This is a genomic window from Peribacillus sp. SRI_006 (assembly GCF_057586375.1).
Genome location: NZ_JBYCZT010000029.1, coordinates 1 through 26,424 on the forward strand (window position 1 = coordinate 1; position 26,424 = coordinate 26,424).

Sequence of the window (26,424 nt, forward strand, 5' to 3'; positions counted from 1 at the left end):
CTCTCCGAAGAAATGTTTGACTTGCTCATTTGCTTTTTTTGATAGTGTGTGCTCACTTAAAATTTAACGTTGGCGCTTTGTTTTGTTCAGTTTTCAAAGAGCAATAATGGAGCGGGTGAAGAGAATCGAACTCTCATCATCAGCTTGGAAGGCTGAGGTTTTACCACTAAACTACACCCGCATTTAATTTTAAAGTATTTTCAGAAAGAAAGAATGGTCGGGAAGACAGGATTCGAACCTGCGACCCCTTGGTCCCAAACCAAGTGCTCTACCAAGCTGAGCTACTTCCCGTAAAATATGGTGCGCCCGGCGGGAGTCGAACCTACAACCTTCTGATTCGTAGTCAGATGCTCTATCCAATTGAGCTACGGGCGCTAATTTCTATGATGTTATTGGTGCGGCCGAGAGGAGTCGAACCTCCACGGGGTTTCCCCCACTAGGCCCTCAACCTAGCGCGTCTGCCATTCCGCCACGACCGCGAAAGCGACTTTGTAAGTTTAACACCTTTTCAACTTGATGTCAAGAAGAAAAATATCAGTGCGGGTGAAGGGACTTGAACCCCCACGCCTTGCGGCGCCAGATCCTAAGTCTGGTGCGTCTGCCAATTCCGCCACACCCGCGAAAATAAATGGTGAGCCATGAAGGATTCGAACCTTCGACCCTCTGATTAAAAGTCAGATGCTCTACCAACTGAGCTAATGGCTCTAAATAAAAATGGCTGGGCTAGAAGGGATCGAACCTTCGCATGACGGAATCAAAATCCGTTGCCTTACCGCTTGGCTATAGCCCAATAATTAAACACTAATTAACAACCAGGATAATATTATATCACGATAATATTTATTTAGCAAGTGTTTTTTTTAAGAAAAAAATGGCGGTCCCGACGGGAATCGAACCCGCGATCTCCTGCGTGACAGGCAGGCATGTTAACCGCTACACCACGGGACCAGTATTTTGATTGTGCATAAGAAAGTGACCCATACGGGATTCGAACCCGTGTTACCGCCGTGAAAGGGCGGTGTCTTAACCGCTTGACCAATGGGCCTTGATATAAAAATATGTAACTGGCGGAGAAGGAGGGATTTGAACCCTCGCGCCGCTTACGCGACCTACACCCTTAGCAGGGGCGCCTCTTCAGCCTCTTGAGTACTTCCCCAAAAAAAATGGCTCCGCAGGTAGGACTCGAACCTACGACCGTTCGGTTAACAGCCGAATGCTCTACCACTGAGCTACTGCGGAATAATGAAAATTGGGTTCCTTTTTCACGCTCAAGGACCTTAGTGTTTGTCGTTAAGGACAAGTTGTTATCTTGTCGACTCTTATGATTATAAAGAGGTTGCAACCTAAAGTCAAGAGTTCTTTTATGTTTTTTTATTTTTTTGTTTTTTGCTCCTTAAACCCTTGGTAAATCAATGTTCCACGACATTTACCACAAACGAAACGGGTAGTGTCGATTCGTTTTTTTCTTATATATACCTGCTGACAGTCTTCACATTTATATTGAATTGTATTCATCTTTTTCTTTAATTGGTTAGATGGCAGCGGCTCGCAAAATCTCGGTGCCCCCACTTTTTTGAGTAAATGCTTAAAATCCGCATCACGATGCTGGTACCCCTTCTTCTCGATGTGCAGATGGTAATGGCACAATTCATGCTTAATGATTCCAATCAATTCTTCCACACCGCGTTCATCAAGATACTTCTTATTTATTTCAATATTGTGTGAACGGAGCAAGTATCGTCCTCCTGTTGTCCGGAGACGCGGATTAAAACTCGCTTGGTGTCTAAAGGCCTTTTTAAAGTCTTTCAACGAAATTTCTTCCACTAGTTTTTGCAATTGACGATTATCCATTTCCCCCTCCCTTTCCTTGGTAACATGACAACCCATTATAACATAGACTAATAATACAATAGGAAACTAAGGGAGGAAAAGCTATGCCTAATTGGTTCCAGAATCAAATCCGCAAAGCCTTTTATGAAAAGGATTATTATCAAGTGAAGATGTTGAATCAATGTTGGTTTTTTTATCAAAAGAAAGAAAGTCTCAGATTATAGATTCGACATTGTTCCAAATATAAATACATCATTTCAAAAAAACCCCTTCTAATATAGAAGGAGCTTACCTTAGGCTAGTTTTGATCCTTTGGCTCGAGCATCGTTAAAGATACCCTTTGCTTTTGGGAGTCAACTAGTTCGACCCAAACTGTGACAACATCCCCAACGGCAACTACATCCAATGGGTGCTTTACAAACCGGTTGCTCAGTTTAGAAATATGCACCAGTCCATCCTGTTTAACACCGATGTCCACAAACGCACCAAAATCCACAACATTCCTCACTGTACCTTGTAACTCCATCCCAGTTTGCAGATCCTCCATTTTTAGTACATCCTGCTTAAGCAGCGGTTTTGATAACTCATCCCGAGGATCTCTTCCCGGTTTCATCAAATCATCGATGATATCTTTGATCGTAATTTCCCCAATTTCCAATTCATTGACCAAATCAGCAGGATTTAGCTTACCTAACTCTTCATTCAGTGCATCACTGCCTAAATCCTCAGATGTGAATCCCATTTTCTTCAATAATTTATTCACGGCACTGTAGTTCTCAGGATGTATCGCGGTTTGATCTAAAGGTTCATCTCCATTAATGATACGTAAGAATCCTATACATTGTTCATATGTTTTGGCACCAAGCCGGGGAATCTTCTTTAATTCCTTCCTGCTTTGAAATTTCCCTTCCACTTCCCTTTTCTTCACGATATTTTGAGCAACCGATTTTGATAAACCAGCTACATATTGTAAGAGAGACGATGAAGCGGTATTGACATTAACACCCACCTGGTTAACAGCTGTTTCCACTACAAAGGTGAGGGATTCCGTTAACTTTTTCTGAGACACATCATGTTGATACTGGCCTACCCCCACAGATTGCGGATCAATTTTAACAAGTTCAGCAAGGGGATCTTGAAGCCTTCTTCCTATCGAAACTGCGCTTCTCTGTTCAACTTGAAGATCCGGAAACTCTTCACGTGCTATATCCGAAGCTGAATACACACTGGCTCCCGCTTCATTAACAATGATATATGAAATGTTCCCTTTCACTTCTTTCAAAATATCTGAAATGAATTGCTCTGATTCACGTGATGCCGTTCCATTGCCGATTGCCACGATCTCAACCGAGAACCGCTGAAGTATATCGATCGTTTTTTCACGGGCAGCATGAAGTTTCGCAGCAGGAGGATGCGGATAGATTACACTGATATCAAGTACCTTTCCGGTTTCATCAATGACAGCGAGCTTACAGCCAGTCCTATATGCCGGATCTAAGGCGAGGACCACTTTTCCTTTAAGCGGAGGCTGCAAGAGCAGGTTCCGGAGGTTTTCAGAGAAAATGTGGATAGCTTGATCCTCAGCTTTTTCCGTCAGCTCTTTTCTGATCTCCCGCTCTACAGAAGGCATGATCAAACGCTTAAGTCCATCCTCTATCGCAGATTTAAGAACAGCTTGGGCTTCAGATTTGTTATTTTTAATGATTTTACGTTCCAGATGACCAACGATGACTTCAGACCGGGGCTGAATGGAGATTCGCAAAACCTCTTCCTTTTCACCTCTGTTCAGCGCCAACACCCGATGAGGTACGATTCTTTGAACCGGCTCCTCATACTCATAGTACATTTCGAAGATTTTTTTCTCGTCCTTCTCTTCATTTTTCACAGTTGAAATCACTTTTCCAGCTTTGAAAATTTCGGCCCTTATCCACTTCCTTAATTCTGCATCATCGGAAATATGTTCAGCTATGATATCCTGCGCACCTGCAATAGCCTCTTCAATAGAAGGAACTTCTTTTTCTGCCGATATGAATTCGGCTGCCTTTTCGCTGACTCGAGGATGCATTTGGCATTCCAAAAGCCAATTAGCCAGTGGTTCAAGCCCCTTTTCTTTAGCAACTGTCGCTTTCGTTCTCCTTTTTTGTTTGAATGGCCTGTATAAATCCTCGACTTCCTGCAGTTTTGTTGCCTTTTCGATTTGTTTTGTTAATTCTTCCGTCAATTTCCCCTGTTCACCAATTGAACGAGTAACTTCCGCTTTCCTCTGGCCAAGGTTTTCTAGATAGTTCCATCTTTCCATAATGGAACGAATCTGCACTTCATCAAGTGAACCCGTCATTTCTTTTCTATACCGTGCAATAAAAGGGACAGTATTCCCCTCTTGCAGCATCTGTATGACGTTTTGAACTTGATGGTTTTTCAAAGTCAGCTCATTGGATATTTGTTTTATCAATTCTTTTAATGTATCTTCTACAACGATCATTTTGTATACCTCCAACCTTTTGCTCTAATATATATAGTCTAGCAAATGAGCGATGAAGTTGCGAATTCCATACAAAAAAGCTCACTTCCGAATTATGGCGAAAGTAAGCTTCCTAAAATGAAAGTTGTATCATCTGCAGTTAATGGACTGCTTTTTAATATGCATTGGGCGTTCTTATCGATAGGGACCAGCCTTTTCAAAAAAGACTTAGCTCCCTTAAGTTCCAAACCATCGGAATGAAGAATGAATTTAGCATTTGGTTCATATTTGTATCTTTGCGTCCTGTATTTTTGTTTCCTGCCGGATAAATACCCTGTAACAGGTAAAGGGTAAACGAGTTTATCGTCGTTTGGATTATACAGGAAAAAGCGGATGTTACCCACTGAACTGTATACAAATTCATTCTTATCATAAAAGATTTTCAAAATGGAAACGGCTGCCCCCCGTTTATCGACTAAAACTTGATTGCACACTGCCATTAGTGCTTCCACATCCAACTCATGATTACGTTTAACTTCCTCGATGACGGCATGGGAGGAATCGTATGCATTTTTCCCGCTACCTAGCCCATCTGCCAGGACACATACAAAGTATTCTTCCGTATGAAGAAAAAAGTAATCATCACCACAGTAAACCATCCCGTTTTTAGACGATTGTGAGACAAGGACTTCTATTTTTTCTCCCCTTAGAATATCTTTGATCACTGAATTAACTCCGAGTTTTCAGCATTAATGGCTTCTTGAAGTTTCTTGATCGCGCGGCGTTGGAGCCTTGACACATGCATTTGGGAAATCCCAAGCTTATCGCCAGCTTCTTTCTGGCTTAAATTCTCTAAATAAGTATGTTGAATGATCATCTTTTCACGGTCACTCAGCACATGAAGCACCTTTTCAAGCACAAGTCGCTGATTGACCTTTTCAAAACCTTCATCGACATTTCCGAATATATCAAGCAATGTGACAGTGCCGCCATCAGAATCCGCCTCAATAGAATGATCCACGGATAAAGCTTGATAGCTTTTTCCCATTTCCATCGCCTCTAAAACTTCTTCCTCGGTCACGCCAATACTATCGGCTATTTCATCTATTCTTGGTGAACGGTGCAGAGTTGTCGTTAACTCCTCGACAGTCACCCTGATTTTCGGACCTAGTTCCTTAATTCTCCTTGGCACATGGACACTCCATGTTTTGTCACGAAGGAACCTTTTGATTTCCCCGATAATAGTAGGGACGGCAAATGCCTCAAAGCTCTTACCGAAAGATTCATCATATCGTCGAATGGCACCTAATAGACCAATCATGCCGACTTGGGAGATATCCTCCTGAAATGATTTCCCTTTCGCATACTTACGGGAGATTGTTTCAACCAAACTTTTATAATGGATGACGAGATTACTCTGTGCTTCTTCATCTTGATTCTGCTGGTAAGCTCTGATCCATTCATTTACCTGTTCTCTTTGTGCCTGATTAGGTTGAGACTGTTTTTGCATCCATCTCCACCTGCTCTCCTTCTAAAAACTTAGTCATAAATACAGTAACCCCATCATGCTGATGAATTTTTACATCATCCATCAAAGTTTCAATAAGGTAAAGACCCAAGCCTCCTTCTCTCAAAAGTTCGACTTTTTGTCCATTTTCGTATGGACCTAGCCCTTGACGAACCTCCTCGAAATTACAGCTCTTGCCACTATCGGAAACCATGACCTCCAAACGGTCAGGATAAAGGCCGAAACTTACTTTCACTTCACCTTTTTCAGAATCCTTGTATGCATGCTGTACCGCATTTGTACAAGCCTCACTGGTAGCGATTTTCAAATCCTCTATTTCATCATACGCAAATCCCATCCGGCTTCCAATTCCAGAAAGCGTTAAACGAATGACACCGATGAATTCTGGTTTTGCAGGTATTTTCATTTCGATGTAATCATATACTTGACTCATTCTAACCCACCCTCTGTACCACTTTTTATATCAATGATATCTGCAAGACCTGTTATATCAAATAAACGTCGTAACCTTTCCGATAATCCAACTAACGTGAACTCGCCATTATGTGCCCTAACACTTTTAAAAGCACCGACAAATACCCCAAGTCCCGTACTATCCATATACGAAACCTCAGTTAAATCAATAGTAATCGAAACATTTTCCTGCTCTGAAATTGGAAATAGTGATTCTCTTAGTTTCGGCGCAGTATAAGCATCGATTTCACCTTTTAGTTTTACATTAAATTCAGTATTCAATTCATTAACATCTACTGTTATATTCATCCTTGACCCACCTCTTCAAATCCTCTTCATTCCTATATCTATACCCAGCAGTAACAATGCTAAACATTTGATTTTAAAATTATTAATGTAAAATCATCCCTCAGTTGGAAGTTCTGCATTTTCTCCAATTGTTTATATATATTATTCACCATTTCCTGGGCTTGCAAATGCATATTTTTTTTAATCAAACCAATAAGCGTTTCTCTCTCTATGAACCCATCATTCGTGCGGCACTCCGTTACTCCGTCAGATAATAGAATGATCATGTCGCCACGATTCACCGTTTTTTCATATTGGCGATACCTTGTTTTTTTATCAACGCCAAGCAACAAGCCCTTTGCATCCAAATCGCTAAAAGTACCTGTAGCTGCGTCATAGTAAAATCCAGGTTCATGTCCGGCTGAAGCATAGGAAAATTGCCTGTCATGCGGATCATATAAACCATAGAACATGGTTATGAACATGCTTGGATCAACATTATGCTCTACAACCCGGTTCAAACTCTCAAGTACACTTTTCGGTTCATGACGATGCTCCGGAAGACTGTCCATCGCATATTTGATCATCGACATGCACAGCGCAGCAGGGATCCCTTTTCCTATGACATCGGCTATCCCAACACCTATACGCTCATTTTCATCCTGGACGAAGTGATAGTAATCCCCGTTCATCTGCCTCGCAGGAACACTGATCGCCCCAATTTCAAGAGCTTTGATATCAGGTATTTCCGTTTCCAAAAGAGTATGTTGAACGTTTGCCGCTATCTCGATTTCCGTTTTCAATTCCTGCTGTTGATGTCTGAGGCTTTGATGTTCACGGTATGCAATGCCGTAGCCCATCATGACTTCTAGCAGAAAATCGAAAGAATCCAGTACTTTTCCCGGTAATTCCGGGTAAAGTTCCATTAAGTTATTTTTATGCATACTTATGATTTCTTCTGGAGATATATTGTATTTGATATGTAGGCGGCTAATCTTCTGCCCTTGATAGAGTGCCTGCTCATTTTGGTCTTTAAGATAAGTAGAAAGCGCCTCATGATACTTTTTCTCCATGTTCTCCCTAATATCCATAGTCCCCCCCTAACGGAGCCATTTCGTCGCGATAATCTTAGTCCCTTCACCTGGTATCGATTCAATATCAAAGTCATCCATTAAACGTTTGGCTCCAGGAAGGCCTGCCCCCAGCCCCCCTGAGGTGGTATATCCATCTTCCATGACTCTGCGGATATCCTCAATTCCCGGCCCTTGGTCTTCTGCAATGATTTTCAATCCTGACTTCCCATTTATATTTAGCTTTTCTATGCTAACACTGCCTTGTCCAGCATATAGGTATATGTTTCGGGCCAATTCGCTAATGGCCGTTGTGATTCTGGCCTGGTCTACAGTACCGAACCCCAACTCTTTAGCGACATTTCTTCCGAGCTGCCTTGCAGCTACGATGTCCCATTCATTTATGATTTTTACGCAGGATTGGAACTCCATTCTTTACTCCCCCAATTCCTGTTGTAATTTCTCCAGGCCTTTCTCTAAGTCTAATGCTGTCAGAACATCATCGAGACTAATTCCTAGTTCAATCAATGTTATTGCAACAGCAGGCTGGATTCCCGTAATTACAACTTTGGCCCCCATAAGCTTAGACATGCTAAAGACATCGCCTAATACCTTTGCGATAAAAGAATCAATAAAATCTATTGAGGTAATATCTATAACTACGCCATTCGCGCTTGTTTCATGAATCTTATGCAGTAAATCCTCTTGAAATTGGAGCGCTGTCATATCATCCAATTCCCACTGTATAGAGACTAACAAGCAGTCATAAAGCTTTAATATCGGAATCCTCATCCTTATCCCTCCACCTTTACGATCTTACGGCTCGTTAATTCCAAAGCAACTTCTATCCCTTTTTTCAATGTATTTTTTGTAATCACTTCATTTAAATTAATGCCAAGATTAACGATGGTTTGAGCAATTTCAGGGCGGATGCCGCAAAGTATGCATTTGGCGCCCACTAAGCGGACTGCTTCTGCCGCTTGAATGATATGGTGGGCAACCATGGTATCCACGACCGGCACGCCCGTTATATCAATCAGAACAACTTCAGATCTATGCTTAACCACGCCGGTCAGCAGGTTTTCCATTATCTGTTTGGCACGTTCTGTATCTATCGTACCAACCAAGGGCATGACCGTAATGCCTTCCAATACGGGTATGAGCGGTGCCGAAAGTTCTTGCAACGCTATTTTTTGCATGGAAACCGTTCTTTCCCAAGTTTGGGTATATATATTGACTATTTCATTATTTATCGGTGTCGCCCATTTATCCAAATGGTTAACAAGATTGACTTGATTATCCGGAGTAACGAGACCCTTTTCCACCATTCCATTTATGACAATTAACGTGAATTTATGAAGTCCTTCATTGACGAAAGTAAGAGGCCATCCCAATTGGACGACTTTCTCGGCAAAATCTGAAAGCTTCAATGTGAATTCCTTGTTTTTACTATCAACGTTCGTGATGATCATATCTATAAATTCACTGCTCGTTTGCGTGAACATTTGATCTGAGACGACTTTAATTAATCTTTCGTCCGTGCTTTCCTTCATGATGCCCATCCACTCAGTAAGGATGTAATCTTGATTTCGCTTAATAAAATCGTAAACCAATTGATTCATAATATCCTCCCATTCTAACACAATTGCTATGCTTCCCTGTCCACGTCACAAGGATGTTAACTAACTGTAATGTTATGCCATTTGGATTTCCTTAGAGGCTTTTTTTAGGTATTTACAACATAACTATATACCCGAAATTCAGGTAAGAAAAACATCATTCCAAGAAAAGTATGGAGGATACTATAAAAAACTTTCAAATATCTTATTGTATACTGTTTTTATTCGTCAAATTTTTCATATTTCCTGCTGTATACTTTTTGGATATGTTTATGTTATTTGACAAAAAAACACGATCCCCACAGTTGCAGGAATCGTGCCATCTAAATAATATCAAGAATGATTTGTATTATAATAACGCCCGGTTTAACGGGAAAAATTTTCTTTAAAACTCAATGAGGCCTAAACTTATTTGCAAAGCTTCATTGACTTTTTGCATCATCGGTTCGTCAAGATGCGTAATTTTATCAGTTAAACGCTGCTTATCGATTGTCCGGATCTGTTCTAATAAAATGACGGAATCCCGTTCGAATCCGTACTTTTTTGCATTAATCTCAACATGTGTAGGCAATTTCGCTTTTTGAATTTGAGCTGTAATGGCTGCCACGATCACAGTCGGACTAAAGCGATTACCAATATCGTTTTGTAAAATTAGTACCGGACGGGTTCCACCCTGCTCTGAACCGACTACCGGGGAAAGGTCTGCGAAGTATACGTCACCACGCTTAACAACAATCAATGGCTCAGCCTCCGCTAACTAATCGTTCAACGCAATGACCAGCCTCGAATTCAGCCTGGAAGGCTTCAGAAGCAATCGTTAAATTAATGGCCGCCATTTCAATATAACCGCGTTTCATCGATTCACGAAACTCTTTCTTTTTACGTTCGCGAAGATACATTTTTGTGGCACGATAAATAAATTCACTGCGATTCACATTTTCCTCACTCGCATACCCGTCTAACTCTGTTAAAAAATTTTGAGGTAATCGAATTAATATCTCTCTTGTTGCGCTGGATTCAGACACAAACATACACCTCCACCATCACTACACACCTTTATTATATATCCTTTTCAATATTACCATTAAATTGCCTATCTGCAAAGAGTATATTCTATTCTCAATCCTATTATCAGCATAATAAAGGAAATCTTATTCACAATCTTAGGATTTTTTTACAATCCGCTCATTCCAGAATGAAGTTGCGTACATGATTCACCTGATTGTCTTTCAAATATATGCGGGGCACTCTTGCTCCTATCATGCATGTCACCTCATAGTTGATCGTTTCCAGTTTTGCCGCTATCTCATCGACAGTAATCGATTCATCCCCATCATTCCCGATTAATGTGACCACAGTTCCTACAGGGTATGGTCCAGGCAGCTTGATCATGCATTGATCCATGCAAATCCTTCCGACTATGGGCACTCTTTTTCCATCCACAAGAACTTCCTGACCTTGCAGCTTACGGATCCAGCCGTCAGCATATCCGATTGGCAAAGTTCCAATCCATTCATCACCTTCAGCCGTATAAGTCGCTCCATAGCTAACGCTTTCACCCTTAGCAAGCTGTTTAACCGCGACCATCTCCGTTCTCAATGATATAGCCTGTTTTAATGGAAATGGCAATATCGGCTTCATCTCCATGGAAGGACTCAAACCATACATGGAAATCCCCATTCTTACTGCATTCCATTCTGAATCGGTGAACCTTAGAGAAGCTGCACTATTGGCCGCATGAACATATTCCGGCTTTCCCGTCAATTCGGAAAGCATCCCTTTAAAAAAGGCAAGCTGCTTTTCATATAAGTCCGTCTTCATTTCATCCGCAGTCGCGAAATGAGTGAATATCCCTTGGAAATTGAAACAAGTTTCCCTCTTAAGCAAACTTTCCACTTTCATGAGTTGACCTTTATCTCGAATGCCGATTCTCCCCATGCCGCTATCCACTTTTACATGGATTTGCAAAACTTGTCCCGGTTTCAACAAATCCTTCGCCTTCTCCAACCATGCTTCATCGAAAACCGTCACGGAAATACCATGCTCGGCAGCAAGCGCTGCACTTTCAGGCCTAGAAGCCCCAAGGACAAGAATCGGAGCCAATATACCTTTATTCCGTAAGGCAAGAGCCTCATCCAAAAAAGCTACACTTAAAAAATCCGCCCCCGCATCAAGCGCCGTTTTAGCCACTTCATAGTCCCCGTGGCCATAAGCATTGGCTTTGACGACAGCGAAAAGACTAACGCCCTTTTTCAGACTTTTTTTCATTGAAGAGATATTTTCAAAAATATTATCCAAATTTACTTCTGCCCACGTATCTCGATGAAATACTTTTGTTTCCAAGACCTTTTCCTTCTTTCCTATACTCACCATAAGATTCTTCCCAGTAGCGAAGTTTTCGTTTCATTATAGGACCATTCTATAACCAACCGCTAGAAAGATAAAGTGCTTTTTCACCTTGATCCCCATTTCCCGGCTGCCAGCCTAAATCAAATAATGGGTTAAAAAAGGTCAACAAGCCGCTTCCCCGCCTATCCTTCCCAGAAGAAAACCTTCGTAAGGAGACGGGAAACATCAGCTTGTTATGTAATCCTATTTGACTGGATCTTCCCCAACCGAACGGGCGACTTCTATCATCTCTTGCTGTGACAAATCCTTTGATGCTAGCATGTAATCGACACCTTCAAAAGTCCATGCAATCGTATTTCCCGTCATGGCCCCGACAGTATAACCCAAATCAACAGGTTCTCCATTCACATTCGTCGAAACGGAAGTTTGGACTACCTCAGCTTTTTCCTGAACTAATGTAAAACTTTTTGTACCCTCATAGGTCAAAACGACACGTTCTCCCTTTTCCGTCGTAATTTCTTTTTCTTCCGTTAAATTCATATCGCCAATATTTTCAGGGTATTTCACGGCAAACCCCTCATTTTGGACTTCTGCCATAACGGGAGCTTCAAGTTGTGCACTTGTCATGTTTTTCTTCATGTCAAATGAATCTTTATCAAAACTCGTATCGAATTTTACTTTTGAGAATTCAACAAGAACCAAAGCGGTCCTATCAGGGTCCATGACTTTTACACTGACTGGGGATAAATCCTTTTTGTTTATAGTAATCTCTTGATATGGCAACATTTTATTGTTTTGGTAGCGCGTTTTCGTTTCAAAGACATAGTGTTTATCCGTTTCTTTATATGTTGCACTTTTATCTTCCGTAATGTCTTTCACCAACGACTCGAACAAATAGGCCTGACTGCTGTTCTCCGGCCACTCGCTTTGAAATTTAAAACTTTTATTCAAAGCAGGCGTCAAAACGTATACACCATCATCATTTTTCAAAATCATCTGGCTTTGATCTTTCTCTTCATTTTTCAGATTCACGCGGTAAAAAGAAGGGTCCTTATGCCAAATCTCCACATTATACACTTGAGGTTCCGTCCCCATCTTTAATGTCATCTTCGCGTTAGCTTTATATCCTTTCATTTCACCAAGCTTCTCATTCAATTCACTAACTACGTCACTCTGCGATTTTTGGCCGCAAGCAGAAAGAGCAAGCAAGAGCATGATCCCTGCAAAAAGCATTACCATCTTCTTCATCTTTTCAACCCCTTTTTGTCATTTGAACGTAAAAGGGAGAGGAAAAGGCAGGATCCGGACATTGGCTCGACTGATGTCTTAGATTCCTCAGTATTTTAGACAGGACCATTCTCGATCCGGCTAAAAACTTTTCGAGAGCACCTACTCTGCCATGTACCTTTTACCGGGCCTTGTCTCCCTATAGCACTAAATGTATATGAGACAACCTTAAGGTTTATGACCCGATTGGACAAAACTCCATTCACCCTTCAATTACGACTTGAGCAACCGCGTAATCCCTGCTATGGCTAATCGAAAGATGGACCCCTTCAGAAAACGGCTTTGAAATCACCGGCTTTCCTTTATCATCCGAGATGATTTCAATATCCAAAAAGGATAAGTGCTTACCGATCCCTGTACCGTTCGCTTTTGAAAATGCCTCCTTAGCTGCAAAACGGCCAGCAAAATACTCGACCTTCCTTCTTCCATTTAACTTTTCGAAAATCAAGATTTCACTTTCCGTCAATATACGCTCCTTTAAACGGGGTTGCCGATTAATCAATGTTTCCATTCTATCCAACTCAGTAATGTCCACGCCTATGCCTTTAATCACTTTGACACCTCTTCTATTAATTTAATAAGTTGCATATCATTAGGAGGACTCTTTTACATGAAAATGATAATATTGTATCCAATTAAAAACGATATAAGGAGGAATTTATGTTTACAAGAACAGAAAGCTTCCGCGAATATGCAAATTCTTATCGAGCTGTAACTGTGCTCATACTCATTATGATGCTTGTATTCGTTCTCGTCCTTTTCCCCGTACTTCCCGGAAATGTACTCTTTTATTATGGCACAGGTGTGAATTTATACATCGCTGATGGACAATGGTGGCGTTTGATCACCCCCATCTTTCTACATAGCACGTTTACACATTTACTGTTTAATGGATTCTCACTTGCCATCTTTGGTCCATTCCTGGAGAAGTTACTTGGAGCCTTCAAGTTTTCAATTTTCTTTTTATCGACAGGGATCCTTGCCAATATCGCAACCTTCCTGATTAACCCACTGACATATAATCACGTAGGTGCCAGCGGAGCAATTTTTGGTTTACTCGGATTCTTTCTATATCTTGTACTGTTCAATAAAACCAATTTTACGAACAACGAAAGAAATACAGTATATACATTGACCGGAATTGCCCTTATCATGACTTTCATCCAACCGCAAATAAACGTTGTCGGTCATTTGGCTGGAATGGCCACCGGCTTTTTAACCGCTCCATTATTCCTAAGAAAAAAATGGTAGGCCAAACAGCCGACTCTTCCTTTCAATCATTGGGAGTCGACTGCTTTTTCAGGTAAATACCATGATTTAATTATTAGGCAATCCTTTTCTTCCATATCAGCAACCATACCGACCCGGGAGGTAATTCCTGATTTAATCGATGCTGTAATGGTGGCTAATTCTTTTCGATTCTGAAACCAGCTTTTTTTATATGTGATTGATTGAATTCTGCTTCTCTGCATGATCAATGTTTGCTTCGTGAAAAAACGGCTGCTCAATAGTAATAAATTCCCTTCTATGCTCCAACCTGCATCTCTATATTGCATGTATGCCCAAAAAATCGCCAACGGTACAAGCAAGAAGGAAAGATAACCCCAAGGTCTGAAAAACCATACCAAGGCACCGATGATCGGGATAAGGTATAGAAACTTTCGAAACACATACCTGGAAAGTGCACGCTTGGGTATTGGTTTCATCTTCGTATCCGTTTCATAAACCGGTAAAATTTCCAGGATTTTTCCCTGTAAATGCTTCTTTCTGATTAAAGGGAACAGCATGATGGAAAGACTTTCTTTATCTTCCATGCTCCCTCCCGCATATTCAATATAAACCGTCGCCAATCCCAATGGCTTTCGAATTAAATTCTCCATGATCCGGATACCTTGAATTTTATGGATAGGGATTGTCAGCCGTCTTTTCTCGAGAAGCCCCCTGGAAATAACGATCTCCTCATCCGTTTTTATCACGGTAAAGGAAGCGTATTTAATTACCATACTTAATGTGGCCAGCACATAAACCGCCAATAAAGCCACAAGGGCAAACAAGGTCAGAATGAAGGTCCCCATTTCAATAAAATCTTCATAATCCTTAAATATTCTCTGAAAAGGTATCATTTCATCGAACTGTGAAATAAAAGCGACTGCCCCGGATAGGAAGACACCTACCGCTCCCGAAGTGGCAGCCATAGCGAATAACTGCGGCAGTGTCTGCTTAAAAACGGAAGATGATTTTGCAACAATTTCATTATCCGCGACTTCATCTTTATCCCTATCAAATGGGTTATACGCATTTTTTCCCTCACTTATATAAGCATTGATTCGATCCGCATCACTTTTCCTTATGGCTGATAATACGGCATCCGCCTGAGACCCGCCTGCCGTTTCAATATTCAGCTTCACCAGGCTGAATACCCTCTGGATGATGCCCTCTGATATATCTATGCTATGAATCCGATCAAACTTTATATACCGTTTCTTCCTTACGAATACCCCGGACTCAATTCTGAATTCTCCCTCTTCGATCCGATATGTAAAGCGTAACCATTGCAAGAAAGCATTCCCTATAATCAAAAGTATAATAATGGCAATGACCAGCGGTTGTATCCATCCGGGAATTCCTTCATTCTTCCCAGGAATGACGACCACTAATAAAAAAGGGATGACTAACTCCTTAATCGATTTAATGATGTTAAGCAATACAGCTATGGGGTGAAGCCTTTTAGGATCAGACATCTTCTTCCTCCACACTTGCCATTCTCGAAATATAATGCCGCAATTCATCCGCCTCTGCAAGGTCCAAGGCAGGGATAACATGAAGAGTCGCTGCAGTGGAAATTTCAACGGAGGCTAAATCGTATTTTCTTAATAATGGCCCTTGCTTCGTTTCAACATGCTGAACCCTTATCATGGGTATGAGTGTTCTTTTAATGATGAAAATACCACTTTGGATATCAATTTCAGTATTTCTTACTTCGTAACGCCACCTCTTCCATTTAACGGACGGAATCAGAAAGATGGCCAGATAGGATTGGATTGTCGAAATTAGGACCAACGCGCCAATCACCCAATATGTCCAATCAAAAATGATTGTAAGCACGAGTACGGCGATGCTTATAATCCAGGTTATTGAACAGCTTATAAGACCACTGATTTTCCATACGGTTAAGGCCTTATTCGATATACGATTTTCAGGTTCCATGTGCTTCTCCTCTTCCGGACAGGTAATGCTAATTGAATCATCATCATCCATCCTTGCTTTCATCCATTATACTATATTTAAATACTGGAAATTAACCCCTTTTCAAACAAAGGCTGTGGGCATTCCATCCAAAAACCGCGGATACCTTACATGAAGAAGTTGGTGATGCACATAAAAAAATGCCGCTCAAATGAGCGGCATTCCCAATTCAATTAAATCTTATTAGTTTTTTCTCTTTTTTGGCTCGTGCTGCGGTTTCCGTAACCATTCGATTTACGGTTCGCGCTTGGGCGTTTCCCTGATCCGCTGCCGTAATCTTTTCTGCCTGAAGAACTGCGGCCATTGCGCTGTCTGTTGCCAGAAGAACTGCTTCCTCCGCGATTGCGACGCATTGGAGACGGAGATTCTTCCGTTAACTTGATAGGCGTTTGATCCGGTTCTTTTGTCATTGATTTAAGCATGGCTGCAACTAAATCCGCTGCGCTATGTTTTTGTAATAATTCTTCCGCTTGACCAAGGTATAAAGTTAAATCCTCATTCTCGATTGTATTAAGGATTTTTTCCGTTACTGCTTTTTGTTGACCTTCCAACGCTTCAGTTAACGTAGGAGTCTTAAGTTTCTCCATACGTTTTTTCGTTGTATGTTCAACTGCATGCAGTTGGCCTCTTTCTCTTGGTGTTACAAACGTAATGGCTATACCATGTTTACCCGCACGACCTGTACGTCCAATACGGTGAACGTAGCTTTCCGGATCTTGAGGGATATCAAAGTTGTATACGTGAGTAACGCCGGAAATATCAAGTCCACGTGCAGCAACATCAGTAGCAACGAGTACATCGATGCTGCCGTCTTTAAACTTTTTCAAAACAGAAAGGCGTTTTGCCTGACTAAGGTCACCATGAATGCCCTCAGCCATATAACCGCGGATATTCAATGCAGATGCCAATTCATCGACACGGCGTTTCGTACGTCCGAAGACGATTGCAAGATCCGGTGTTTGAATATCGAAAAGGCGTGCAAGTGTATCGAATTTTTCACTTTCTTTTAACTCCAAGTAATATTGTTCGATACGATCCACTGTCATTTCTTTTGCTTTTACACGTACAAGAACTGGTTCCCGCATGAATCTTTCAGCAATTTTACGGATCGGATCAGGCATTGTAGCTGAGAAAAGCAATGTTTGCCTTTCGTCAGGAACCGTTGAAAGGATCAATTCGATATCCTCAATGAATCCCATGTTAAGCATTTCATCCGCTTCATCAAGAACTACAGTGTGAACTCCGCCTAATTTAATATTTTTACGTTTGATATGGTCTAAAAGACGACCAGGCGTACCAACGATAATATGTGGTTTTTTCTTTAAAGCACGGATTTGGCGGTCGATGTCTTGTCCACCATAAACAGCAAGTACACGAGCGCGTTTTCCGTAACCAAGCTTGAAAAGTTCCTCGGAAACTTGAATGGCAAGCTCACGTGTAGGTGCAATGACAATCCCTTGCACGTTTTCGTTATTAATATCGATGTTTTCCATCAATGGAATACCGAATGCTGCTGTTTTACCTGTTCCCGTTTGCGCTTGACCAATGATATCTTTACCTTCAAGTGCTAGAGGTATCGTTTGGGATTGAATCGGGCTCGCTTCTTCAAATCCCATTTTTTCTATTGATTTCATGGACGTTCTATCTAATCCTAATTCGCTAAACAATGTCAATGTTTTCGTACTCCTTTTTATATCGTAAATTTACACGTGCATTCATGGATCATGCACAGATGTTTTAGTTCAAATCCTCATCATCATGACGGATGTTCTTCTTTATCTCTTATAAAAAGTTTATCATTATCACCTAAAAGTATGTCTGCCTTTTAGTTCAAATGAACTCAATATGATTTTTTAAAAAGGAAATATACCAGTACGGACATTCACTGGCATTTTTAACTTCGCGCACGTGTAGACTTATCATTAACCTACGCTCATCTTTTTAAAAGTACATGTAACCAAAATTAAATTCAATATGGAAAATTAAAAGTAGCATAAACGGGTGTTTCACCGTTTTATTCAGGTGAGGGCTGCTGCACCTATTATTCATCAGACTTAAAAAGACTGTATGAACAAAACTTGACGAGAGCCAAGATTCTTATACAAAACAGGCCCGGTGCGTTGAGGATTTGCAGAAGTGGAAAAGCGCTTAAATGCGGCTTGATTCCCTAATAGCTACTAAAGCCGCCAATAGATGCAGCTTTTATATATGACCAGACGCGAGGCCTATTTAATCTAAAATAATCTCAAGAATGAACTCATGAAACATGTAAGAACATACAATTTTGTTGCCTCAACCTGATTAATTTTAAATAATCATCAATGATAAGACATTTAAACTCATACTCATATTACCATTTTCAAACTGTTAATGCAATAAAGGATATCGCCCATTCAGAGTTACTAAAAACTTTAGACAGTTTCAAAAATGAAAAAATTAGTCATTTCTTCCTGTTAAATATGCAACCGTGACACTTTTGAGTAAGAATATCGCTTGTTCATTCAATAATGGGCTAAAAAAACATGGACTGATTATTTCATCAATAGGATCACCGTTTTACTATATCCATTTATGCGTAAGTGGATTCAAACTTAGACAAATTCGAAGAAAGCGAGTTTTTCTACAGTTTTTTATTTAAAAACCGTTCCAGTGGCTTCAGAAATCCAATTATGAGGATTTCACAAAACCGGAACCTAGTCCTGTTAAAATCATGGTTCGGGATGAGAGCATCCCGGCCTCTTGTCGACTAACTGTATCCAATTAAATTTTTCACAAAACGAACATCCATTTATATATGATATGAGTTTAAATCAAATAGTTTCAACAAACCTTTTTCAGGAAGGATTAAAATCTAACGATAACCCCCTTCCACGATTACCCCCGTTGGAGGAAAGGGCTTATCATGAATGAATTTCCAGGTATATGGAATCATTAATTTTTCGAAAATTTCATCTTTTTGTGTAAAAATTATATTAAATTAGTCTAAATGCAGTATGATTGACCTATCAACAAATCAACGGGGGGTTATATGAACATATTCACAATAGATGTTCCTTTATGTAAGGATTTTGGTCGAATCTTAAAGAAAATGAACAAGAAAGTCACTTTTTTGGAGGATCCACTCAATCAAAGTCATCTATTCGAAGATTCATCGGACTTAATGAAATCATTATTTATTTTGCCTTTGCACATATCAACAGATTCTTGGCAGCAAACTTCTTTATTTGCCTTAGCTGAATCTCACGAAATCCCTATCTTATTCATTTACAAACGCGCTTTACGAATGGAGCCCCCTCATGCCTTACCGGAAAAGACCTTTTATGAAACCATGGCGGTCCCTGCCGATTCAGTAGAAGTCCGGATTAAATTAAAGTCACTCAAAAACATCAGCATGCAATTGTTTTCGGCAAAAATGAAGGGGCAAGAGCTTGAAAAGATACACCAAAAATCAGCAAGGAGCCTGCGAATTGCAAAGGGGATTCAACTTTCAAGTTTACCTTTGTCGATCAATAATGAAGATATAGAGGTCAAAGGCCTTTTTCAGCCTTCGAGTGAGCTTTCTGGGGATTTATTTTACTGGGCGGAGGTCGGCGACAGGATATACGGCTTCATCATGATCGATGTATTTGGAAATGGCATCCACACAGCACTTATAAACATGTCCATAAGGACTTTGATGCCCGACCTTATCAAACGGGTAAAAGACCCCATTTACATAACAGAGGAACTGGGCAAACATATTCGGGACCTATTTCAAGGAGTTAATCGGGAAAACAAAAAATATGCTCGTATTACAGCCTTCATCGCATACGTGAATACAAAGGATCGACTCATCGAATATGTGAACTACGGACTCCCTTCGGCCTTTTTGTATTCCCCATGCACCAATCAAATTCTCAACTTAAACGAAGGGGCCACCCCAAGCGGACTGATCCCCGAATTGCCCATAAAAAAAATAGTCTTTCATTATGAACCAGGAAGCCGTTTCATCATCTATACAGACGGACTGTCTAAAACGCACACACCTTCCGCCATTGACCGATCTGACAATATCGAGAGGGAATTCATTGAAAATGTCCATCTCGATACAAATGACCTTCTTCAGGAGCTATTGGTCTCAAGGATGAGGCATTCAGTGATTAACGATGACATCTGCATTATAGCCGGGACACTGTTTTAAAGACAATAAAAAAGGCCGTTTCAAAAAAGAAACGGCCTTTTCTTTATTTTTTATTTTTGTAGAGCTTGAACGACTTCCTCCAGCTTCATGCCCCTGGAAGCTTTAACAAGTATGATGTCATTTTCCTGTGTGGACGACTTAAGTTCCTCTATAAGCTCCTGCTTATCTTGAAAAGGGCGAACCTGCTCCGATGAAAAAGACTTGCTCGCTCCCTTGGCAATAAACTCGGCTAAAGGACCATATGTGAAAATCTTATCAATCCGCTCATTGGAAATCAATTCACCAATTTTCGTATGAAAGTCTTTTTCCTGCGGCCCTAACTCCAACATATCTCCCAATACAAGGATCTTATTCTCGAATCCAGATAAGCCCTCAACCAACTCCACTGCCGCCTTGACTGAAGTTGGACTGGCATTATATGCATCATTGATGATTTTCTGCCCTTTTGCGCCTTCAACCAATTCCATCCTCATATTAGTTAACTGAATGGTCGATAGGCCTTTACGGATCGAAGAATCATCCACATTGAATTCTTTAGCAACCAAGATGGCCGCCAACGCATTAAGAACATTATGATGACCTAACACAGGTATCTCATAACCGATCTCCTTATCACCGCTTGCGATTGTAAACGTGGTACTGTCCGCCCCTTGGCTAATGGCCTGTGGAAATAAATCATTTTCTTCCGTACGTCCAAAAGATATTACGTTTAAATCAGGAAAATCCTTTTTGATCCGATTGCGAAGCAATGGTTCATCACCATGATATATCAGCGTTCCATCTTTCGCCAAACCTTCGACAATTTCCAACTTCGCATTAGCGATTTCCTCGCGTGATCCTAAATCCAATAAGTGTGATTCACCGATATTGGTAATGATCGCTACATCAGGCTTTGCCATTTTGGATAAGAACTCGATTTCACCGCGGCTGCTCATTCCCATTTCCAAAACAGCCGCTTCCGTATCCTGTGCCATAGAAAGTATCGTTAGCGGCAAACCTAAATGATTATTGAAGTTTCCATTGGTTTTATGAACCTTATAGGCAGTTGCCAGCAGCGCAGCGGTCATATCTTTCGTAGTGGTCTTACCATTGCTCCCTGTTATCCCAATGACCTTTATATTCAACTCCTGGCGGTAAGAACGCGCCAATTGTTGAAGTGCTTTCTCAGTGTTTTCGACAATGATTATCGGTAAATCATCAGGAGGATTCGGAACATCCCTTTGCCAAAAGGAAGCTGCAGCCCCTTGCGCTAAAGCCTGCTTGACATACTCATGGCCGTCAACCTTCTCTCCCTTAAGCGGAATGAACAAACATCCTTCCTTGATCGTTCTTGAATCGATGGTAACCCCATTAATTCCTTTGGACTGGAATGGACTGATATCATTCAATCCCTCTGCCATTTCATGTACTTGTTTTAACGTTCTCTTTATCATTTTGTTCCTCCTACATTCATCGAACCGTTAATCGCTCTCCGTTAACCAAACGAAGCAGAAACCAGTTTAAATCGCACCGGTTCCTGCTGATTGGAATCCATCAAATCAAGGCATGATGGATTGTGGAGTTTACTGATACTTTACCTGCATGATCAAACTGTATATTTGATTTGTTGTTTTTCCTGATGACGTTCCAAGGCAAGTTTCACGAGTGTTTCAATTAACGCTGGATAGTCGACACCTGTGTGCTTCCACAATAACGGAAACATGCTGAAAGGAGTAAACCCAGGCATTGTATTCACTTCATTAATATAGATTTGCCCCTCATGCGTCAAGAAGAAATCTGCGCGGACCAATCCAGAGCAATCCAATGACTTAAAGGCAGTAATGGCCATTTCGGATAAAGCTGCATACTCGCTTTCCGTTATCTCCGCCGGAATGACCATCGCTGAATTACCGTCTACATATTTTGCTGAATAATCATAGAAGGCAAAATCTTTCTTAGGGATGATCTCGCCTGCCACTGAACAAGACGGTTCATCATTACCAAGAATACCAAACTCGAGTTCACGAGCAATGACCCCTTCTTCAATGATGATCTTCCGATCGAATTGAAAAGCTTCCGCTACCGCTTTTTCCAGTTCATCAGCATCATTACATTTGCTGATACCGACACTTGAACCTAAATTGGCAGGTTTGACAAAACAAGGGTACCCCAATTCATCCGCTACCTTTTTGATGGCACTTTCAGTATTCTTCTCCCATTCGGAACGAATGAACCAAGTGTATTTCACTTGAGGAAGTCCTGCCTGGGCAAAAATGTTTTTCATGATGACCTTATCCATTCCTGCTGAAGAAGCTAAAACGCCATTCCCTACATAAGGAAGGTTCAACAGTTCCAGCATCCCTTGTACGGTTCCATCTTCTCCATTCGGTCCGTGAAGCAATGGGAAAATTACGTCATACCCTGTTGATTCACTATCTTCATCAGTTGAATGTGCTTGCAGGGCAAGAGGCGAGCTCGATTTTTCCGGTGAAAATGTCAAAGCCTCCACGTTCTCGGCAGGACCTGTTAACTTTGGTCCATTAATCCATGAACCATCTTTTGTTATGTAAATCGGATATATATCAAACTTTGCTAAATCGAGAGCTTTAATGACCGCTAAAGCCGTCTGCATAGAAACCTCATGCTCCGCAGATTTTCCACCATAAAGCAAACCAAGTTTAGTTTTCATGAGTTATTACCCTCCAATATTCTTTTAACCATGTTCATTGTATCACTTTACACTAAAACGGATAAAGCGAAACTTCCATCATTGTGGCTTTTCCAATGATTACTATTCTGCAGAACACAGGATAAAACCACCACATCCTGTGGCAACTCCTGTGCTAGCACGTCCTGTGCATCGCAATCGGGCATTTACAGGCTGTTGGCTCACCACATTTCTTTTTCATTACATTTATCATCAGGCTTCCTTACAGCCTGTTAATGCGGGGTAAAGCGAAACTTCCATCATTGTGGCTTTTCCAATGATTACTATTCTGCAGAACACAGGATAAAACCGCCACATCCTGTGGCAACTCCTGTGCTAACACGTCCTGTGAACACCTCTACGTTTCCCTCTCTTATCTTTTATGCATGAGACGGTAAGTCTTACACCTAAAAAGTTCAAAGACTTCAAATAAAATCAGGAGGATGGTGTATTTCTAATAACGCTTTCCCAAATCTTCTCTTTTCGATTGAAGATAATAAATGCATCGGGCTCCTTACTATCTCTATCCAAAAAGGAATCATGCATTTCATCCATGTTTAAATAATCCCCTACGACCCATGCCGGTATCTCAATTTTCGTCCTAGTATACTTAACATCCCGAAAGGAAAAAACGAGCCCCTCTGCCAGAATATGAGCCAAGGAAACGATGATTTCTGCAGGAATCGCCGTCAGCTCTTTTTTCTTTCTGATTCCAAGCCACGTCCTCTCTACTTTTAACGGCTCCAGCTTTAGCGGAATCAGCCTCCCTAACATCATATAATATGTCGAAAGGGAACGAAAATAAATTTTATTGAACCAGCCATCATCCTGGGCAAGGTACACAAATTGGTTATTCAATTTACGGAAAAACGGGGGATCCAGATGGGTTTTAGCGTGTCCTAAATATAAAAGTTCCGCTATTTCCCTTCCATCCAATTCATCCAGCCCTTCCGCTTCTTCAAAATCGATCCAACAGAAATCTCCATATGCCTGGACATTTTCTTTAACGAGCTTCGCAATAGCTTCAGATGAAGCGCTCTCAAGCAGGACATTCAAATTGTATTCCCCACCATCGAATTGATGTTTCAATAATAAGATCGAATCCAAGGTATACGGAAGCGAATTGACGAATTCACGAAAATTGAGTCCATTAAAAAGGACAAACCGTTCGGAAGCCTGCATATACATGTATAAGATATCATTACTTTCATTCTTCATAACCTGACCCCCTCCGAGCTCTCAATCAATAATGTTATTTTATCAAACTTTTGGAGTTTCACGTAAGTTATATAACCCCAATATTAATCATCATCATCTGCATCAGGTAGAAATCCATATTAACCAAATCGAAGAAAGGATCATAAATGGTTTTTTCATTCATTCACTCATTTCATAGGGCCGCTTCCCTTTTTGCTGATGCTTCCCCAACTCAAAATGACCGACATTAGCTTTGAAAACAAATCAACCGTATTTTAAAGCCGGAAGGTAGTTTCATTTCACAACACATGACCTTCTGAGCCGAGAGGAAATGATTTGGTTTTGGGGTAAACAAGATGAAAGGCTTTATGAATTTGGGGGTATTTTGACATCCGGGAAGACGCGTCAAGAAGGTAGTTTCCTCCATAAAACAATTCAACTTGAAGTGCTTGAGCATCTGAAGGAAGCAGAGTTTACAGTCATCGAGAAATAAGAAAGCGCTATTTCATTCAAAAAAATAAATAAAAAAATCCAGAGTGACATTTCACTCTGGATTTTTTATATTAAGAAACTTGCTCTAACTCTTTTTTGGAAGGAGGGTTGAATTGACCTTCCCATTTAGAGATGACGATTGCCGCAAGTGAATTACCGATAACGTTTACCACTGTACGTCCCATATCAAGAATACGGTCGATACCGGCAATAAATGCTAGACCTTCAATAGGAATACCGACAGTTCCCAATGTCGCTAAAAGAACTACGAAAGATACACCCGGTACACCCGCAATTCCCTTGGACGTGATCATTAAAACTAGCATCAGCGTAATTTGCTCATACGCGCTTAAATCGATTCCGTACATTTGAGCGATGAAGATAGCTGCTAACGCTTGGTATAATGTAGAACCATCAAGGTTAAAGGAGTATCCAGTCGGAATAACAAATGTAGCAATATGTTTTGGACATCCCGCTTTCTCCATTTTTTCCATGAGTTTCGGAAGAACCGCTTCTGAACTTGCAGTAGAGAAAGCAAGAATCAATTCTTCTTTTAGAAGTTTAATCAGCGTAAAGATATTGAATCCGACAAATTTCGCAATAAGACCAAGAATGACTATTACAAAGAAAATCATTGTTCCGTATACAGAAAGCGCTAACTTTCCTAGCGGAATTAAAGATTCCAAACCGAACTTGGAGATCGTCACACCGATTAGTGCAAATACACCGATAGGAGCGAATTTCATGACCATGTTAGTTAGGTAGAACATTCCTTCAGCTGTACCTTGGAAGAAGCGGAATACTGGTTTACCCTTTTCACCGATGGCTGCAATACTAAGCCCAAACAACACGGAGAAGAAAATGATCGCTAGCATATCGCCTTGTACCATAGCTTGAACTGGATTGGATGGTACAATGTGAACGAGTGTATCCACGAACGATTCATGCTGCTTAGTTTCTGCTGTATCAACATACGTAGAAATATCAGTTTGTTCCAGCTTATCCATATTCACACCAGCACCAGGCTGGATGATATTCGCTGAAATTAAACCAACAGCAATCGCTATCATAGTTACGACAACAAAGTATGATAATGATTTAGCACCTAGTTTACCTACCGCTTTCAAATCACCTACACCAGCAACTGCAACGATAAGGCTTGAAACGATGATCGGCACTACAATCATTTTAATCATTCGTAGGAAAATGTCTCCGAATGGCTGTAAAAAGTTTTGGGCCGTCTCATTACCATAAAAAATGGCACCAACGATAATCCCTAGAATTAAACCAATGAAAATTTGGCTAGCTAAACTTAGTTTGAATTTCTTCATTTACTTTCCTCACCTTCCATAAAGTCTTTGATGCAAAAACATTTTTGTCTCGGTAAGGGAAACAAGATACTAATAAAAGAAAGTAATTTTTCTTTTTTGAAAAACTCTGTCTTTACGCCGAAAAAAAAGACACTTCATGTGTCGATTTCTTATAGGCGTGAATATTCACACATGTTCCCTTGAAGACGCTGACGAGGTTAGCTGTCGGGTTAGGATTGGAAACACAAAAAGCCCTTTCATTTCTGAATTCACCCCTAGCGGATAAAATCCACAAAAATGGGTCCCCCGTTCTTGGAATAAGATTAAGCGAGTTAACTTATAATAAAATATTATACTAAAAATGATAATCTGTAAATATTTATTCGCATCCGTTCTAGAAAAAGGTCTTTAAATATGTCTGAATATTC

At 40.7% G+C, this 26,424-nt stretch carries 26 protein-coding genes, 11 tRNA genes and 1 riboswitch; of the genes, 4 read left to right on the plus strand and 33 right to left on the minus strand.

From position 1 onward, the window contains the following. Positions 1 to 107: 107 nt before the first annotated feature. From AC2YHV_RS26670 to AC2YHV_RS26725, 12 genes are all read right to left on the minus strand, one after another. A tRNA-Gly gene (locus AC2YHV_RS26670) sits at positions 108 to 181 on the minus strand. A gap of 33 nt (positions 182 to 214) precedes the next feature. Further along, a tRNA-Pro gene (locus tag AC2YHV_RS26675) sits at positions 215 to 291 on the minus strand. Positions 292 to 298: 7 nt separating this feature from the next. Beyond that, a tRNA-Arg gene (locus tag AC2YHV_RS26680) sits at positions 299 to 375 on the minus strand. Positions 376 to 393: 18 nt separating this feature from the next. Next, positions 394 to 479: transfer RNA gene (locus tag AC2YHV_RS26685), tRNA-Leu, on the minus strand. A 59-nt stretch (positions 480 to 538) separates the two neighbouring features. Continuing rightward, positions 539 to 620: transfer RNA gene (locus AC2YHV_RS26690), tRNA-Leu, on the minus strand. A gap of 9 nt (positions 621 to 629) precedes the next feature. Continuing rightward, positions 630 to 705: transfer RNA gene (locus tag AC2YHV_RS26695), tRNA-Lys, on the minus strand. 10 nt (positions 706 to 715) lie between these two features. Beyond that, positions 716 to 790 (minus strand) — tRNA-Gln (locus tag AC2YHV_RS26700). 82 nt (positions 791 to 872) lie between these two features. Beyond that, positions 873 to 948, minus strand: a tRNA-Asp gene (locus AC2YHV_RS26705). Between the two features lie 25 nt (positions 949 to 973). Further along, a tRNA-Glu gene (locus tag AC2YHV_RS26710) sits at positions 974 to 1,045 on the minus strand. 20 nt (positions 1,046 to 1,065) lie between these two features. Continuing rightward, positions 1,066 to 1,156, minus strand: a tRNA-Ser gene (locus tag AC2YHV_RS26715). 8 nt (positions 1,157 to 1,164) lie between these two features. Next, positions 1,165 to 1,239, minus strand: a tRNA-Asn gene (locus AC2YHV_RS26720). A gap of 132 nt (positions 1,240 to 1,371) precedes the next feature. After that, on the minus strand, positions 1,372 to 1,851 hold the full coding sequence (locus AC2YHV_RS26725) for a SprT family protein (protein WP_063574480.1): 480 nt from the start codon (positions 1,849 to 1,851) through the stop codon (positions 1,372 to 1,374). An 83-nt stretch (positions 1,852 to 1,934) separates the two neighbouring features. Here AC2YHV_RS26725 and cmpA point away from each other — a divergent pair, with 83 nt between their 5' ends. Further along, the gene (gene cmpA / locus AC2YHV_RS26730) at positions 1,935 to 2,054 is read left to right on the plus strand and encodes a cortex morphogenetic protein CmpA (protein ID WP_089364909.1); all 120 of its coding nucleotides are present in this window, start codon (positions 1,935 to 1,937) and stop codon (positions 2,052 to 2,054) included. Between the two features lie 74 nt (positions 2,055 to 2,128). Here the strand turns inward: cmpA and AC2YHV_RS26735 are convergent, their stop codons facing one another. From AC2YHV_RS26735 to acpS, 14 genes are all read right to left on the minus strand, one after another. Beyond that, positions 2,129 to 4,312 carry a Tex family protein gene (locus AC2YHV_RS26735; RefSeq protein WP_487374510.1) on the minus strand — a complete coding sequence of 728 codons (2,184 nt, stop codon included), beginning with the start codon at positions 4,310 to 4,312 and terminating at the stop codon, positions 2,129 to 2,131. 92 nt (positions 4,313 to 4,404) lie between these two features. Then, complete coding sequence (locus AC2YHV_RS26740; RefSeq protein WP_222620049.1) at positions 4,405 to 5,016, minus strand: PP2C family serine/threonine-protein phosphatase; 612 nt, start codon at positions 5,014 to 5,016, stop codon at positions 4,405 to 4,407. Then, positions 5,013 to 5,801 carry an RNA polymerase sigma factor SigB gene (gene sigB, locus AC2YHV_RS26745; RefSeq protein WP_034306363.1) on the minus strand — a complete coding sequence of 263 codons (789 nt, stop codon included), beginning with the start codon at positions 5,799 to 5,801 and terminating at the stop codon, positions 5,013 to 5,015. The genes AC2YHV_RS26740 and sigB overlap by 4 nt, the downstream gene beginning before the upstream one ends. Continuing rightward, positions 5,779 to 6,252 (minus strand): anti-sigma B factor RsbW, encoded by a 474-nt coding sequence (rsbW, locus tag AC2YHV_RS26750; RefSeq protein ID WP_034306366.1) that lies wholly within the window; start codon positions 6,250 to 6,252, stop codon positions 5,779 to 5,781. Before rsbW ends, sigB begins: the two co-directional genes overlap by 23 nt. Continuing rightward, positions 6,249 to 6,581, minus strand: coding sequence for an anti-sigma factor antagonist (locus AC2YHV_RS26755; RefSeq protein WP_034306369.1), 333 nt, complete (start codon positions 6,579 to 6,581; stop codon positions 6,249 to 6,251). The genes rsbW and AC2YHV_RS26755 overlap by 4 nt, the downstream gene beginning before the upstream one ends. A 59-nt stretch (positions 6,582 to 6,640) precedes the next feature. Then, positions 6,641 to 7,651 (minus strand): PP2C family protein-serine/threonine phosphatase, encoded by a 1,011-nt coding sequence (locus AC2YHV_RS26760; protein ID WP_034306371.1) that lies wholly within the window; start codon positions 7,649 to 7,651, stop codon positions 6,641 to 6,643. Positions 7,652 to 7,660: 9 nt separating this feature from the next. Continuing rightward, positions 7,661 to 8,062, minus strand: a complete 402-nt coding sequence (locus AC2YHV_RS26765; protein WP_048682056.1) for an anti-sigma regulatory factor — start codon at positions 8,060 to 8,062, stop codon at positions 7,661 to 7,663. Between the two features lie 3 nt (positions 8,063 to 8,065). Next, on the minus strand, positions 8,066 to 8,422 hold the full coding sequence (locus tag AC2YHV_RS26770; RefSeq protein ID WP_214807356.1) for an STAS domain-containing protein: 357 nt from the start codon (positions 8,420 to 8,422) through the stop codon (positions 8,066 to 8,068). Positions 8,423 to 8,424: 2 nt separating this feature from the next. Continuing rightward, a complete protein-coding gene (locus tag AC2YHV_RS26775) occupies positions 8,425 to 9,252 on the minus strand; it encodes an RsbT co-antagonist protein RsbRA (protein WP_034306378.1) in 828 nt (275 codons plus the stop codon). 382 nt (positions 9,253 to 9,634) lie between these two features. After that, on the minus strand, positions 9,635 to 9,985 hold the full coding sequence (locus AC2YHV_RS26780; protein ID WP_034306610.1) for a type II toxin-antitoxin system PemK/MazF family toxin: 351 nt from the start codon (positions 9,983 to 9,985) through the stop codon (positions 9,635 to 9,637). Positions 9,986 to 9,992: 7 nt separating this feature from the next. Beyond that, entirely contained in the window at positions 9,993 to 10,274 is a 282-nt protein-coding gene (locus AC2YHV_RS26785; RefSeq protein ID WP_034306380.1) for a CopG family ribbon-helix-helix protein, read from the minus strand. A gap of 160 nt (positions 10,275 to 10,434) precedes the next feature. Then, the gene (alr, locus tag AC2YHV_RS26790; protein WP_063574483.1) at positions 10,435 to 11,622 is read right to left on the minus strand and encodes an alanine racemase; all 1,188 of its coding nucleotides are present in this window, start codon (positions 11,620 to 11,622) and stop codon (positions 10,435 to 10,437) included. Positions 11,623 to 11,841: 219 nt separating this feature from the next. Beyond that, positions 11,842 to 12,846 (minus strand): LolA family protein, encoded by a 1,005-nt coding sequence (locus AC2YHV_RS26795; RefSeq protein ID WP_063574484.1) that lies wholly within the window; start codon positions 12,844 to 12,846, stop codon positions 11,842 to 11,844. A gap of 241 nt (positions 12,847 to 13,087) precedes the next feature. After that, positions 13,088 to 13,438, minus strand: coding sequence for a holo-ACP synthase (acpS, locus tag AC2YHV_RS26800; RefSeq protein ID WP_053537119.1), 351 nt, complete (start codon positions 13,436 to 13,438; stop codon positions 13,088 to 13,090). A gap of 107 nt (positions 13,439 to 13,545) precedes the next feature. Here acpS and AC2YHV_RS26805 point away from each other — a divergent pair, with 107 nt between their 5' ends. Continuing rightward, entirely contained in the window at positions 13,546 to 14,136 is a 591-nt protein-coding gene (locus AC2YHV_RS26805) for a rhomboid family intramembrane serine protease (RefSeq protein ID WP_063574485.1), read from the plus strand. A gap of 26 nt (positions 14,137 to 14,162) precedes the next feature. Here the strand turns inward: AC2YHV_RS26805 and AC2YHV_RS26810 are convergent, their stop codons facing one another. From AC2YHV_RS26810 to cshA, 3 genes are all read right to left on the minus strand, one after another. Further along, the gene (locus AC2YHV_RS26810) at positions 14,163 to 15,626 is read right to left on the minus strand and encodes a PH domain-containing protein (protein WP_063574486.1); all 1,464 of its coding nucleotides are present in this window, start codon (positions 15,624 to 15,626) and stop codon (positions 14,163 to 14,165) included. Then, positions 15,619 to 16,092: a PH domain-containing protein gene (locus tag AC2YHV_RS26815; protein ID WP_034306614.1), complete on the minus strand. Its 474-nt coding sequence runs from the start codon at positions 16,090 to 16,092 to the stop codon at positions 15,619 to 15,621. The genes AC2YHV_RS26810 and AC2YHV_RS26815 overlap by 8 nt, the downstream gene beginning before the upstream one ends. Positions 16,093 to 16,304: 212 nt before the next feature. Continuing rightward, positions 16,305 to 17,804, minus strand: a complete 1,500-nt coding sequence (gene cshA / locus AC2YHV_RS26820) for a degradosome RNA helicase CshA (protein WP_202190667.1) — start codon at positions 17,802 to 17,804, stop codon at positions 16,305 to 16,307. 1,355 nt (positions 17,805 to 19,159) lie between these two features. Between cshA and AC2YHV_RS26825 the strand changes: the two genes are divergently transcribed. After that, positions 19,160 to 20,311, plus strand: coding sequence for a PP2C family protein-serine/threonine phosphatase (locus tag AC2YHV_RS26825; protein WP_487374511.1), 1,152 nt, complete (start codon positions 19,160 to 19,162; stop codon positions 20,309 to 20,311). Between the two features lie 50 nt (positions 20,312 to 20,361). Here AC2YHV_RS26825 and AC2YHV_RS26830 read toward each other — a convergent pair whose 3' ends face one another. The 3 genes from AC2YHV_RS26830 to AC2YHV_RS26840 all read right to left on the minus strand — a co-directional run bounded on the left by AC2YHV_RS26830 (position 20,362) and on the right by AC2YHV_RS26840 (position 24,215). Next, positions 20,362 to 21,744 carry a UDP-N-acetylmuramoyl-tripeptide--D-alanyl-D-alanine ligase gene (locus AC2YHV_RS26830; protein ID WP_487374512.1) on the minus strand — a complete coding sequence of 461 codons (1,383 nt, stop codon included), beginning with the start codon at positions 21,742 to 21,744 and terminating at the stop codon, positions 20,362 to 20,364. Positions 21,745 to 21,896: 152 nt separating this feature from the next. Next, complete coding sequence (locus AC2YHV_RS26835) at positions 21,897 to 22,979, minus strand: D-alanine--D-alanine ligase (RefSeq protein WP_063574489.1); 1,083 nt, start codon at positions 22,977 to 22,979, stop codon at positions 21,897 to 21,899. Between the two features lie 453 nt (positions 22,980 to 23,432). Further along, positions 23,433 to 24,215, minus strand: a complete 783-nt coding sequence (locus tag AC2YHV_RS26840) for a hypothetical protein (protein WP_487374513.1) — start codon at positions 24,213 to 24,215, stop codon at positions 23,433 to 23,435. 310 nt (positions 24,216 to 24,525) lie between these two features. On the opposite strand from AC2YHV_RS26840, the gene AC2YHV_RS26845 reads away from it, so the two are divergent. Then, the gene (locus AC2YHV_RS26845) at positions 24,526 to 24,687 is read left to right on the plus strand and encodes a hypothetical protein (RefSeq protein WP_487374514.1); all 162 of its coding nucleotides are present in this window, start codon (positions 24,526 to 24,528) and stop codon (positions 24,685 to 24,687) included. A gap of 70 nt (positions 24,688 to 24,757) precedes the next feature. Here AC2YHV_RS26845 and AC2YHV_RS26850 read toward each other — a convergent pair whose 3' ends face one another. Then, entirely contained in the window at positions 24,758 to 26,017 is a 1,260-nt protein-coding gene (locus tag AC2YHV_RS26850) for a cation:dicarboxylate symporter family transporter (protein ID WP_057277202.1), read from the minus strand. Positions 26,018 to 26,188: 171 nt separating this feature from the next. Then, positions 26,189 to 26,336: riboswitch (cyclic di-AMP (ydaO/yuaA leader) on the minus strand. Between the last annotated feature and the right edge of the window lie 88 nt (positions 26,337 to 26,424).